The sequence below is a fragment of the Novosphingobium sp. 1529 genome (assembly GCF_040544855.1).
In the GTDB taxonomy this organism is placed as follows: Bacteria; Pseudomonadota; Alphaproteobacteria; order Sphingomonadales; family Sphingomonadaceae; genus Novosphingobium; species Novosphingobium capsulatum.
This window is the reverse complement of record NZ_JBEPKW010000005.1, coordinates 63,733-76,978: the sequence shown is the minus strand read 5'-3', so window position 1 is coordinate 76,978 and position 13,246 is coordinate 63,733. Positions and strand designations below refer to the sequence as shown.

Genomic DNA, 13,246 nt, shown 5'->3' with positions numbered 1-13,246 from the left:
AATTGCGCACACGATTGCATGGCGCACAAGGCGCCCCGCGCATCCTCACCTCAGGTCGAGCACGAAAACAGGCCAGGCCGCGGCCGCCAGGAACGTACCGAGCGGCAATCTGGTGGCCGCATCGATGCGGCCTCCTCGCCAGGCCATCAGGCCCGCCACGGCCAGGCCGAGCAGCGCCGCGCCAAGCAGGACATGCACCGCGCCCACCGGACCCACCCACAACCCGATCGCGCCAAGCAGCAGCGGATCACCTCCGCCCAGCCCTTCGCGCCCGCGCACCCGGCGGTAGCCCCACGCAACCAGCCCCAACAGGCCATAGCCCAGGCCGCCGCCAGCGAGGGCAAATGGCAAACAGTTGTCCGCCACGGATACCGCCAATCCGCTCAACGCCAGCGCAGCGTTGAGGCGCCACGGCAACCATAGGCAGCGCGCATCGAGCAGCCCCAGCAGCAGGAGTTGCCAGCCCAGCACCATGGCCGGCAAGGAGAGGCCAGGCGGTGACCACCATGCCAATGCGCCGATCGCGGCGCCCAGCACCTCTGCCACCAGTTGCCCCCGCCCGATCGGCGCGGCGCAGGATTGACAGCGCCCGCGCAGGGCCAGCCATGAAACGATCGGCACCAGGTGCCACGGGCGCAAGCGCTGGCGGCAGCCATCGCAGGCCGAAGGCGCGCGGATGATGCCGCGCCCGGCCGGCAGGCGCACCGCCACGGTGCCCAGGAATGATCCGATGATTGCCCCCAAAATGGCGCCGATTGTCAACAAGAGCCAGGCCGGCATACCCGCCACGGCCGTAAACATCGGCATCTGCGCCGAAAACCCCACGTTACGTCCCCCACCCGCCCCATGCCCGGCAGCACGAGCCCACCCCAGGGTGTCTGCCGAATTGCTGCAATGCATCATGAAAAGGCAATGCAGGGCCGCCTTCAATTGCAATCGCCACGCCCGGTCTCTACATCGGCGCTGGCAACGACAAGACGCTGCCACCCGCCCGCAGCCGGGGCGGCAGTTTAGCACAGGAAGGACCTGTTACCATGGCCCAGTTCTCCGCCGCCGATCCGATCGTCATCCTCAGCTATGCGCGCACGCCGATGGGCAGCATGCAGGGTGCACTGGCAGAGGTTGCCGCAACCGATCTCGGCGCCACCGCGGTCAAGGCCGCCGTCGCGCGCGCCGGCGTGGACGGCGCCGACGTGGAGCGGGTCTACATGGGCTGCGTGCTGCCCGCCGGCCTGGGCCAGGCACCTGCCCGCCAGGCCGCGATCAAGGCCGGCCTGCCCAAGTCGGCCCAGGCCACGACGGTCAACAAGGTCTGCGGCTCTGGCATGCAGACGGTGATCATGGCCGCCGAGGCGCTTGCCGCCGGCAGCATCGACCTGGCCATCGCCGGTGGCATGGAATCGATGACCAACGCCCCCTACCTGCTCAAGAAGCACCGTTCGGGCGCGCGCATCGGCCATGATACGGCCTATGACCACATGTTCCTCGATGGCCTGGAAGACGCCTATGACGCCGGCCGCGCCATGGGCACCTTCGCGCAGGACACCGCCAACGACTATGGTCTGACCCGCGAAAACCAGGACGAATACACCATCGAATCGCTGCGCCGCGCCAAGGCCGCGATCGCCGATGGCGCCTTTGTCGAGGAAATCGCCCCCGTCACGGTCAAGACCCGCGCTGGCGAAGTGACGGTCGATACCGACGAGGCACCGAGCAAGGCCCGCCCCGACAAGATTCCCTCGCTCAAGCCCGCCTTTGCCAAGGACGGCACGATCACCGCGGCCACGTCCTCGTCGATCTCGGACGGCGCGGCAGCCCTTGCGCTTACCCGCCAGAGCGTGGCCGATGCCAAGGGCCTCAAGCCCGTAGCGCGCATCGTCGCCCTGGCCGCGCATGCCCAGGAACCCAAGGACTTCACCATCGCCCCGGTCGGTGCGATCAAGAAGGTGCTCGACAAGGCCGGCTGGAGCGTCGACGACGTCGAACTGTTCGAAGTGAACGAAGCCTTTGCCTGCGTTGCGATGTTCGCGATGCATGACCTTGGCATCAGCCACGACAAGGTCAACGTCCATGGCGGCGCCACCGCCCTGGGCCATCCGATCGGCGCCTCGGGCGCACGCATCGTCACCACCCTGCTTGCCGCGCTCAAGCGCCACGGCAAGACCAAGGGCGTGGCCAGCCTGTGCATCGGTGGCGGCGAAGCCACCGCCCTCGCCGTCGAACTGGTCTAAAAGCGGATGAAATCTTCCGCCCCCTCCTCTTCAGAGGAGGGGGGTTGGGGGGTGGTGAAAACCTAAGAAAACGCAGCCAAATCGCAGCCTTCAAGGCGTCCCCGCGCCCCACAGCGCATCCTGCGCCACAAAGCCCCGGCGCCCGCCGACATCCACCGGGCACCAGCCATCGCGGCAATCGCCCAGCGCGGCTTGAACGCCAGGCGCCGCGCGCCACAGCACCGGGCCGCTACCATCCTTGTTGGCGCGGATCGGCGTAATCGCGCCCTTGACCAGCGCGGCGCGATTGCGGCTGAGAAACTGCGCCAGCACCCAGCCACGCGCGCCATCGGGATCTTCGATCAGGCGCCAGCCACCCATCACCCGCAAGACCTTTACCGGCAAGCCACGGCGCACATAGACCCAATTGATGCGGTATTCGCGCCCAGGCCCCACGCGCATGTTGGTCTGGTCCTTGGATAGCGACGCCCAATAGGGGCTGTTGCCATCATCGGCGGCGTGCAGGTGCGCCGGCCGTCCGGCCAGGCCCACCGCACCGGCAACCAGTGCCAGCGCCGCGGCCGAACGGATGATAAAGCGAAACTGGATCACGGTAAGACTTCTCCTGCCGCCCCCGCCCGGACGTGCAATCTCTGGTGCGATACAGCATTGGCCGGCAAGGGCAACAGCCTGCATGGCTGCGGCCGGCGATCACCCGCCTGGCCCAGCCCGAATGCCGCGACAAATTCCGGTCCCGGTCGGATATCGCCCTTGGTCCTGCTTGACCACCACCACCCCATGCGCATAGCCATAGTGGGGATGAGCCAGCACGCCCGCCCGCAAGACTTGCGCCTCACGCGCCGTATCGACGGCAAGCCCCGCGTCGTCGTGACCCGTCGCCTGTTGCCCGAAACGCAGCGGCGCATGGCCGAATTGTTCGACGTCACGCTCAATGCCGATGATCGCCCCATGTCACGTCAGGCCTTGCGCGATGCCGTGGCGCAGGCGCATGTCCTGGTGCCCACGGTCACCGATGCGATCGATGCCGATCTGATCGCGGCGGCTGGCCCTGGCCTTGGCCTGATCGCCAATTTCGGCGCAGGCATCGAACATATCGATCTCGCCGCCGCGCGTGCGCGCAAGATCATCGTCACCAACACGCCCGGCGTCTTCACCGACGATACCGCCGACATGACCATGGCGCTGATCATTTCGGTGCCGCGCCGGCTGGCCGATGGCGAGCGCGTGATCCGCGAACAGACCTGGGAAGGCTGGTCGCCATCCAGCCTGCTGGGTCACCGCCTGGGCGGCAAGATGCTGGGCATCATCGGCATGGGGCGAATCGGCCAGGCCGTAGCCCTGCGCGCCCGCGCCTTTGGCATGGCGGTCGTCTATCACAACCGCCACCGCCTGCCCCCGGCGGCAGAGGCAGCGCTTGGCGCGCGCTATGAGGCCGATCTCGACACGCTGGTGCGCACCGCCGACATTCTGTCGCTGCATTGCCCACACACGAGCGAAACCCACCATCTGATCAATGCGCGGCGCATCGCCATGATGAAGCGGCACGCCTATGTGGTGAACACCGCGCGCGGCGAACTGATCGAGGAAGCCGCGTTGATCGCCGCGCTGGAAGCCGGGGCGATCGGCGGCGCCGGACTCGATGTTTTCGCGCACGAACCCCAGGTCGATCCGCGCCTGCGCCAGTTGCCCAACGTGGTCCTGCTGCCGCACATGGGCAGCGCCACGTTCGAAGGGCGGCTCGCCTCGGGCGACAAGGTCATCGCCAATATCCGCTTTTGGGCCGATGGCCATCGCCCGCCCGACCAGGTGATCGAAGGCTGGGCATAACGTCGTATTTGTCACCGCGCCGCTAACCATTTCGGATTTGTCAAAGACTTGGGCCTAAGGTGCCGCGTCATGAACGATTCGTTGCGACATCACGGGGCCCGCGCCCTGGCCGCGCTGGCCCTGCTGCTGGTTCCAACCCTTGCCCACGCCCAGGATGCCGGGCTGGATCCCGCCGATAGCGGCGATACCGCATGGCTTCTCGCCGCCACGCTGCTCGGGCTGCTGCTGGTGCTGCCGGGCATTGGCCTGTTCTATGCCGGGCGCGTGCGGACACAAAGCGTGCTCTCGGTCATGACGCAGACCATGGCGGTCACCGCGCTGGTTTCCCTGTTGTGGATCGTGGTGGGTTACACCCTGGCGTTCGGCGCGGTCAGCAATGGCTGGCTCGGCAGCGGCAGTGCCTGGATGCTGATCGATCTGGGCAACGTGCGCGCCGACACCCTGGTGCCCGAAAGCGCCTATGCTCTGTTCGAGATGGTCTTTGCCCTTGCCGCGCCGGCGCTGATGATCGGCGCATGGGTGGATCGCGCCCGCTTTGGCTGGGTGCTGGGCTTTTGCGCGCTGTGGAGCCTGATGGTCTATGCACCGATCGCGCACTGGATCTGGGGCGGCGGCTGGCTCGCCACGCGGCTTGGCACGGTGGACTATGCCGGCGGGTTGGTGGTCCACACCAGCGCGGGGGTTTCCGCGCTGATCGTGGCGCTGCTGATGGGCCGGCGCGAACGCTTTGCCCAGGCCGCTGCGCGCAACGGTGGCCTGCCGCTGCTGACCCTGGTTGGCGGCGCGATGGTCTGGGCCGGCAGCCTGGCGCTGGCCGGTGGCAGCGCTCTGGCCGCTGGTGATGACGCTGCCATGGCGCTGATCAACACCCACGTGGCCATCGCCACGGCGGCGCTGGCATGGCTGCTGCTCGATCGCTTGGGCGGCACCCGCCCCGGCCCCACCGGGCTGGCACGCGGCGCGTTGGCCGGTTTGGCCCTGATCGCCCCGGTTTCTGCCTATACCAGCCCCGGCATGGCCGTGGTGCTGGGCCTCGTCGCCGCACTCATCGCCAAAGGCACTGCCCGCCTGGTTCAGGTCCGCTTGCAGGTCGACGATTCGCTGAGTGTCTTTGCCGGCCAGGGCATGACCGGCATTGCCGGCACGATGCTCACCGCGCTGGTTCTCCACCCCGCGCTTGGCGGCACCGGCTATGGACCGGGCATGACCCTGGCACACCAGGTGGTCGGCCAAGCCGTCGGCGTGGTGGCCGTGGTCGCGTGGAGCGCGATCGCCACCGCGATTGCCGCATTGATGGTATCGATGGCCCTGCCCATGCGCGTCACGCGGGACGAGGAAATGGCCGGCCTGGACGCGACCAGCCATGGCGAGGCCTTGTTGCAGCAGGACTGAACAACCGTGCGCAAGCCATTGCCTTAAAAACAAAAAAGCCCGGGAGCATCCCGGGCTTTTTCGTAATGGCTTGGCCTGATGGCGATCAGTCGCCGGTCAGGATGCGGTCCACCAGCTGCTTCACCGTGGGGGTGAAGTTGTTGGAATAGAACGGGTCCTGCTTGAAGCGATAGGCGGCGTGGCCGGCAAACATCAGGTTCTGGTCGATATCGCCACCGTGGGCGATGTCCTGCAGCGTCTTCTGTATGCAGAAGCTGCGCGGATCAGCCAGGCGCCCGGTGGTGTAATCGTCGTGGTCCTTCCACGACGAAAACCCGCAGTGCGAGAGGCAGCCCATGCAATCGGCCTGGTCCTTGCGGATTTCGTCGCGTTCCTCGGGGTTGACGAAGATCACCGTGTCATCGGGCGTGCGCAGCGCGGTAGTGAAACCGGCGCCGAACCATTCGCGGGCACGGGCCAGATCGGCCGGCGCCACCCAGAAGTTCTTGCCCTTGACGCCCACGTCCAGCTGCACCGTATGCTCGCCCGCGGCCACCTTGGAATAGGGAACCTGGCGTTCGGAACGGGCTTCCAGCGCGCGCAGGAAAGGATTGCGCACCGCCGAGGAATAGAACCCGGTGGGCGAGAACTTGTGCAGCAGCACGTCGCCCGGCTCCAGCGTGCGCAGATGGTCCTTCCACGCCTGGGGGATCGGGCTTTCTTCGGTCAACAACGGCCGCGTGCCGAACTGGAAGGCGATCGCGCCCAGTTCCGGGTTGTCGATCCAGTTGTTCCATTCGCGCAGGAACCACACGCCGCCGGCCATCACGATCGGCACGTCATCGCTCACGCCCTCGGCGCGCATGGTGTCGCGAAGCGCCTTGACGCGGGGATAGGGATCTTCGGGCTGGCGCGGGTTTTCCGCGTTCGACAGGCCATTGTGCCCACCGGCCAGCCACGGATCTTCATAGACCACCGCCGCCATCAGGTGCGCCACCTTGTGATAGGCGCGCTTCCACAGGGCGCGGAACGCGCGACCCGAGGAAACGATCGGAAGGTAGCTGACGTTAAATCGCGCGGCGATTTCCGACAGCTTGTAGGGCATGCCCGCCCCGCAGGTAACGCCCGAAACCAGGCCACGGGTGCGTTCCAGCACGCCTTCGAGCACCTGCTGCGCGCCGCCCATTTCCCACAGCACGTTGATGTTGATCGCGCCCTTGCCGCTGGCGATGTCATAGGCGCGGCGCACCTGCTCCACTGCGCCATCGATGGCATAGCGGATCAGTTCTTCGTGCCGTTCCTTGCGCGTCAGGGCATTATAGACCTGCGGGATGATCTTGCCTTCGGCATCATAGCTGTCGGCATTGACCGCGCTGACCGTGCCGATTCCCCCGGCCGCGGCCCAGGCGCCGGAACTCATGTGATTGGTGGCAGCAACCCCCTTGCCGCCTTCCACCAGTGGCCAAACTTCGCGGCCGCCATAGAGGATAGGCTTCAACCCCTTGAACGCAGACATATCATTCCTTCGACGCGCCCGTGCGCGTGGCGTTTTCCGGCTTGTAGCGCAGCACGGCCGATCGATCCCTTGCGATCGTCCGTGCGCGGCGCGCCTGACCGGACATGAAAAACCCGAATAGGCTGTTTTACGGCGAAACGCCGGCCAGCGAAAGTCCGGTCTCGTGCTTTTGCCCCTTTGGCGCGCCGAAATGACGCGCCGAACCGGCAAAAATCCTCTCCAAACCGGCAGAAACGATCAATCGTCGTCGTCCACCGCCACCTTTTCGCCAGTCACGCGCTGCGACAGGGCCGCAGCCATGAACGGATCGAGCGCACCATCGAGCACGTCGGTGGGATTCGTGCTGACCACGCCGGTGCGCAGATCCTTGACCTGCTGATAGGGCTGCAACACGTAAGAGCGGATCTGGTGACCCCAACCGATCTCGGTCTTGGCGGCATACTCGCCCGAGGCTGCTGCTTCGCGCTTGGCCAGTTCGGCCTCGTAGATGCGGGCCTTCAGCATGTTCATCGCGGTGGCGCGGTTCTTGTGCTGGCTGCGATCGTTCTGGCTGGCCACGATGATCCCGGTGGGTACGTGGGTGATACGCACCGCCGAGTCCGTCGTGTTGACGTGCTGCCCGCCCGCGCCCGAGGCGCGGTAGGTGTCGATCTTGAGGTCGGACGGGTTGATCTCCACCTCGATGTTGTCATCGATTTCGGGATAGACCCAGACCGAGCTGAACGAGGTGTGGCGCCGGGCCGAGCTGTCGTACGGGCTGATGCGCACCAGGCGGTGCACGCCGCTTTCGGTCTTGGCATAGCCATAGGCGTTCTCGCCCTTGATCAGCAGCGTGGCGCTCTTGATCCCGGCCGCTTCCCCGGCGTGGTAATCCACCAGGTCCACCTTATAGCCGTGGCGTTCGGCCCAGCGCGTGTACATGCGCTGCAGCATTTCGGCCCAATCCTGGCTTTCCGTGCCGCCGGCGCCGGCATGCACTTCCAGATAGGCATTGTTGGCATCGGCTTCCCCAGCCAGCAGCGCCTGGACCTTGTCGGCATCGGCGCGGTTGGCCAGCGCGGCCAATGTGGCGAGGCCTTCGGCGATCGTCTCGTCATCGCCTTCCACTTCACCAAGTTCGACGAACTCGATGGCGTCAGCCATTTCCTGGCCGATCTGGTTGACGGTGCCGATCGAGGCATCGAGCCGGCGACGCTCGCGCATCACGGCTTCGGCCTTCTTCGGATCATCCCACAGCTTGGGATCCTCGACACGGGCGTTGAGTTCGTCGAGCCGGCGCACCGCGCGGTCCCAGTCGAGGAACTTGCGCACCAATGCGAGTGCGGCCTCGATGCGGTCGATATGAGCCTGCCCTTCGGCACGCATGACGGTCTTACTCCATACAAACGAACTGGCCGCTTAGCGAAGCCGGCTCGTTTGTAAAGGTGTGCGCGTGGGGCCCCGCCGGGAAACGCCCGATTGCTGCGGGTGTTTTGCCGACGGGGCCCACGCGCAAATGCGATCAGCCGTGGCGCCGGTGCATCGCCTGCACGGCCGCCAGCGTCAGCCTGACATGGTCGCGATAGTCCATGTCGGAATGAACCAGCGTGATCCGGCCATCGGGCGCAATGACATAGCTGGTGCGCGTGGTCAGCCCGGTGGACTTGCCGCCTTGCTGCAGATCCACGTCATAGGCCCTGACCACGGCCGGGCTGGCGGCGGCAACGGCAAACTTGTCGCGGCATTCCTCGGTGGAAAAGCGAGTCAGCGTGGCAATGTCATCGTTCGACATGCCGATCACGGTGGCGCCGGCGCGGGCGAAATCGGCCGTGGCATCGGCAAAGGCGTGGGCTTCCATCGTGCAGCCCTGGGTAAAGGCCTTGGGATAGAAATAGAGCACCACCGGCCCGCGCTTGAGCGCCTTTTTCAGGTTGAAGCTGAACGGCTTGCCGCCCAGCGCACCCTGTGCCGAGAAATCGGGCGCGCGGGCGCCCTGCGGCAGCGCAGCGTGCGCGGCGGCCATGGGAGTGAGGGAAAGAGCGAAGGCCGCCAACGCGGCAAGGGGGGAGCGCGTGTTCATGGCTAGAAGGCTTAGCACAGCGCCGCGCCCCTCAATAGATGCCCCCTTGGTCCTCGACAAAGTTGCTGCCCGCCGGCCGGGCAGCCGGCGCGGCCTTGGCGCCGCGTGCCGAACGCGCCTTGCGCAGGGCATCGAGCACGGCTTCCTTGGCGGTGATTTCCGAGGGTTGGACCGTGCGCCGTGGCTCGGTATCGGGCTTGAATGCTTCCCAGATAATCGAGGCCTTGCGGTCATTGTCCTGCGGCGTGCCGCCGAACACGCGCTTGCCCGAAACGCGATCGATCTTGACCATGGAAACGCCGGCCGGCGCGGTAAACGGAATGTCGGCCCAGCGCGGCCGCGTGGCCAGCACGAACTGCTTGAAGATCGGCGCGGCGATTCGCCCGCCCTGGGCATAGCCGCCCAGGCTGCGCGGCTGGTCATAGCCCATGTAGACGCCGGCGATGATGTCGGGCGATCCGCCCACGAACCACACGTTGGTGGGGCCGCTCGTCGTGCCGGTCTTGCCGAACAGCGGCAGGCCCAGATCGTGCAGCGTTTCGGCCGTGCCGCGCACCACCACGCCTTCCAGCATGTGCACCACCTGATAGGCGGTGCGCGGATCGAGCACCTGCTTGCCTGCCGGACGCAGGCGCGGCATCGCCGTGCCATCCCAGCGCGGCATTTTGCAGCCGGTGCAGGCGCGGTTGTCGGCGCGCCAGATCACCTTGCCGTTGCGGTCCTGGACATAGTCGATCAGCGTCGCGTCGCGCTGGCGGCCATGGTTGGCCAGCGCGGCATAGGCATTGACCATGCGCGTCACCGTGGTGTCGCCAGCGCCAAGCGCCATCGACAGATAGGGCTGGTAATCGCCGATGCCGACGTTCTTGATCGTGCGCACCACCTTGTCCATGCCGGTGTCGTTGGCCACGCGCACGGTCATCAGGTTGCGCGATTGCTCCAGGCCCCAGCGCATCGTGTGGCTACCCGATCCGCCTTCGTTGCCAAAGTTGCGGAAGCACTTCTGCCCCAGCGCCGCGCCTTGATAGACGCAGAACGTGCCATCGACGACCATCGAGGCTGGCGTCATCCCGTTATCGAGTGCCGTGGCATAGACGAACGGCTTGATCGTCGAGCCAGGCTGGCGCTGCGCCTGGGTGGCGCGGTTGAACGAACCGAGGCGCGCGTCGAACCCGCCCTGCATGGCGAGGATGCGGCTGCTCTGCGGGTCTTCCACCACCATGCCGCCCGAAACCTCGGGCACCACGCGCAGGCCCCAAGTGCCGTTGCCGGCCGGGGCCACGGTGATCACGTCACCCGCCTTCATCGCATCGGGCACGCCATAGAGCGTGCCGGTCTGCCCATCGGCAAAGCCCACCTGCCCGCTCGATCCGCGCCGCGAGATCAGCACCGCGACGCGCCAGTCGAGATAGCGGATCGACAGGTTGCTGTTGATCAGCTGCGTCTGCCAGCTCCCGGAGTCGCTGTCGTCCATGTCGATATGCGCGATCGGCCCGTGCCACGCCCGCCCGGCGGAATAGCGCAGCAGCCCGGCGCGCAGCGAATCCTGCGCCGCAGTCTGCAACTGCTGGTCGAGCGAGGTACGCACCCACAGGCCGCCGGCATAGACGCTGTTGGGCCCGTCCTTGGCCTGCTCGCCAAACTGGTCGATCAACTGGCGGCGCACTTCCTCGAGGAAATAGCCGGCGTCAGCGGTGTAGTTTTCGGTCCGGCGCGGCACCAGGCCCAGCGGCTGTGCCTTGGCCTGCGCCACATCGGCGGCGCTGGCCCAGCCGTTCTTCTCCATCTGGTCCAGCACCCAATTGCGGCGGGCAATGGCCTTTTCGGCAAATTTGGCGCGGCTGTAGGTTTCCGGTGCCTTGGGCAGAATCGCCAGGAACGCGGCTTCGTGCAGTTGCAGGTCGCCTACGTCCTTGTCGAAATAGGCGCGCGCTGCCGCCTGCACGCCAAAGCTTTGGCGGCCCAGCGGGATTTCGTTGAGATAAAGCTCCAGGATCTGCTGCTTGGTCAACACGCTTTCGATGCGCCGCGCCAGGAGCATTTCCTTGAGCTTGCGCGTTACCGAATATTCGTTGCCGATCAAGATGTTCTTGGCCACCTGCTGGGTAATGGTGGACCCACCACGCGCCCGGGCGCCCGTTCCCAGCTTGGTAGCGTAGTCCACGACGGCACCAGCCAAGCCCGTCAGGTCGACACCACCGTGGCTCCAGAAAGACTTGTCTTCGGCCGACAGGAACGCGTTGATCAGCTGCGGCGGAAAATCGACGAAGCGCAGTTGCACCCGCCGCTCGCGGGCATAGCTCGACACGATCTGCCCATCGGCGCCGCGCACCATGGTCGGCAGAGGCGGCTGATAGGTCAGCAGGGTATCGGCCGAGGGCAGCGTGCGCTCCACCGTCACCCACAGCAAACCGCGCAGGATCAGCAGAATCAGAACCAGCCAGCCGGCACGCCGCAGCCACTTCGATCGCTGCCACAGCCCCTTGATGCGGCTAGCAAAACTGCCGCCCCGCCGAATGCGGAAGCGGCGGCCATCAGGCTCCCCCTCGGGTTCACGGTCAGGTTCGGGCGCATCGCCGCGCGCAATGATCGGGGGCAGGTCGTCGGCCATCGTGGCCGCGCTCTAGCACGGGGCTTTGACGGCGCACCAGTGCCTATCGCGCAAATGCGCCCTGGCGTTTCCGCGCTACGCCCCCAGCGGCCGGCTTTCCTGTTCCGCCAGAAAGATCGCGATGGCCCCAGCCACGGCCTTGGCAAAGCGATCGCGCCAGGCCTTGTCGGTCATCGCGGCGGCATCCGCGTGGTTGCTGATATAGCCGGCTTCCATCAGCGCCGAGGGCAGATCGAGCGACTTGAGCACCACGAACGCCGCCTCGCGCCGGGGGTCGACATGAAACCGGATCGCCCCCTGCCCTTCACGCAGGATCAGATCGGCCAGATGGATGGACCGCGTGCGCATCTCGCGCCGCGACAGATCTACCAGGATGGAATTGACCGCACTGGAACGCCCCTGCAGTGCCACGCCGTTTACCATGTCGGCACTGTTTTCCCGCCGCGCCAGGGCATCGGCCACCGCATCAGACCCGCGATCGGACAGCGTATAGACCGTGGCGCCGCCGGCATCGGCACTCGGCGCGGAATCGGCGTGGATCGACAGGAACAGGTCGGCGTGCAGGCGCTGGGCAATGCCCGAGCGTTCTTCGAGCGCAAGAAAGCGATCGTCGCTGCGCGTCAGCGCCACGCGAACATGGCCCTGCGCGAGCAGCGCATCACGCAGCGCCAGCGCCAGGGCCAGGGTCAACTGCTTCTCGCGCAAGGTGCCCTCGCCGCTCGCGCCCGGATCATGGCCGCCATGGCCAGCGTCGATCACCACCAGCGGGCGGCTGGCATCGGCCGGGCCCAATACCGGCGGCAGATCGATCGGCCGCGTGCCATCGGGCAGCGCCACATGCACGACATAGGCGGGATCGCGCCAGGCGCCGCCCGCGCCAATGCCCAGCATGACCCGCGCCCATACCGCCAGCACCAGCAGCGGCACCACGAACAGCGCGGCGATCACCAGGCGCTGCGGTATCAATTCGGGCGAAGGCTTTACCATGATTGCGCTGCCTATGCCGCGCTGCCGGGGCAGTGGTCCAGCGCAAAACCGCGCCGCCTCCCAATCGACGCAAGCTTGGGCTCTTGGACAGGCCCTTGCCACCCCCGTGAAATGCCGGAGGGTTTCGGGACACGGTTTTAATTGCCGCTTTGCGATTGGGGTGCTAGCACCCATCACACGGAGCAGTTTGACTTGCTGCGTCCCTCGCCGCGTTGCCGCCGCGCCTTGATGAGCGCCCAGGCAGCAACGCCCACGGCCGATGCGCCAATGGCAGGGGGATGACGCAGTCGGGCTTGGTCCTGGCGGGCAGGAAGGGACAAGGCAGATACGCCACCCTCGCCCGCGCTTGAGGTTGATGCCGTGATGAAGAGCCGCGTACCGTTCCAGCCAAAGCGCCCCACCGGGGCCTTTGTGCTTTGGACGGATGCCGGCACGCACGAATACCCCGGCACTGCTGCAAACTCTCTTGCAAACCGGGGCGTCCACGCAGGGCAATCGTTGCACGCCTTCGCCACCGCAGACGCACACCAACCGCCGCCGGGCGGCGAGCATCGCAGGGCCTTGCCACATGGCAGCCTGCCCATGCTCCGATCCGGCAAACCCGCATTTGCAAAGCGCCACTGGCCCGGCCTCCTTCATCAAAA

10 protein-coding genes are annotated in these 13,246 nt (G+C 66.5%); 3 read left to right on the top strand and 7 right to left on the bottom strand.

The window, feature by feature from the left end:
• Positions 1 to 45 precede the first annotated feature (45 nt).
• Positions 46 to 807, bottom strand: a complete 762-nt coding sequence (locus ABIC78_RS11995; RefSeq protein ID WP_354489895.1) for a prepilin peptidase — start codon at positions 805 to 807, stop codon at positions 46 to 48.
• 227 nt (positions 808 to 1,034) lie between these two features.
• Here ABIC78_RS11995 and ABIC78_RS11990 point away from each other — a divergent pair, with 227 nt between their 5' ends.
• Entirely contained in the window at positions 1,035 to 2,231 is a 1,197-nt protein-coding gene (locus tag ABIC78_RS11990; RefSeq protein ID WP_169048088.1) for a thiolase family protein, read from the top strand.
• A gap of 90 nt (positions 2,232 to 2,321) precedes the next feature.
• Here ABIC78_RS11990 and ABIC78_RS11985 read toward each other — a convergent pair whose 3' ends face one another.
• On the bottom strand, positions 2,322 to 2,822 hold the full coding sequence (locus ABIC78_RS11985) for an SH3 domain-containing protein (protein WP_022676307.1): 501 nt from the start codon (positions 2,820 to 2,822) through the stop codon (positions 2,322 to 2,324).
• 207 nt (positions 2,823 to 3,029) lie between these two features.
• Between ABIC78_RS11985 and ABIC78_RS11980 the strand changes: the two genes are divergently transcribed.
• Positions 3,030 to 4,058, top strand: coding sequence for a 2-hydroxyacid dehydrogenase (locus ABIC78_RS11980; RefSeq protein WP_107715624.1), 1,029 nt, complete (start codon positions 3,030 to 3,032; stop codon positions 4,056 to 4,058).
• A 69-nt stretch (positions 4,059 to 4,127) separates the two neighbouring features.
• A complete protein-coding gene (locus ABIC78_RS11975) occupies positions 4,128 to 5,450 on the top strand; it encodes an ammonium transporter (RefSeq protein WP_354489892.1) in 1,323 nt (440 codons plus the stop codon).
• A gap of 85 nt (positions 5,451 to 5,535) precedes the next feature.
• Here ABIC78_RS11975 and ABIC78_RS11970 read toward each other — a convergent pair whose 3' ends face one another.
• The 5 genes from ABIC78_RS11970 to ABIC78_RS11950 form a co-directional block, all read right to left on the bottom strand.
• Complete coding sequence (locus ABIC78_RS11970) at positions 5,536 to 6,945, bottom strand: NAD(P)H-dependent flavin oxidoreductase (RefSeq protein WP_168351309.1); 1,410 nt, start codon at positions 6,943 to 6,945, stop codon at positions 5,536 to 5,538.
• A 237-nt stretch (positions 6,946 to 7,182) separates the two neighbouring features.
• The gene (gene prfB / locus ABIC78_RS11965; protein ID WP_022676313.1) at positions 7,183 to 8,310 is read right to left on the bottom strand and encodes a peptide chain release factor 2; all 1,128 of its coding nucleotides are present in this window, start codon (positions 8,308 to 8,310) and stop codon (positions 7,183 to 7,185) included.
• A gap of 136 nt (positions 8,311 to 8,446) precedes the next feature.
• Positions 8,447 to 9,004, bottom strand: a complete 558-nt coding sequence (locus ABIC78_RS11960) for a peroxiredoxin (RefSeq protein WP_022676314.1) — start codon at positions 9,002 to 9,004, stop codon at positions 8,447 to 8,449.
• Positions 9,005 to 9,035: 31 nt separating this feature from the next.
• Entirely contained in the window at positions 9,036 to 11,615 is a 2,580-nt protein-coding gene (locus ABIC78_RS11955) for a penicillin-binding protein 1A (RefSeq protein ID WP_354489889.1), read from the bottom strand.
• 75 nt (positions 11,616 to 11,690) lie between these two features.
• Positions 11,691 to 12,602: an N-acetylmuramoyl-L-alanine amidase family protein gene (locus tag ABIC78_RS11950; RefSeq protein ID WP_062782095.1), complete on the bottom strand. Its 912-nt coding sequence runs from the start codon at positions 12,600 to 12,602 to the stop codon at positions 11,691 to 11,693.
• Positions 12,603 to 13,246 lie beyond the last annotated feature (644 nt).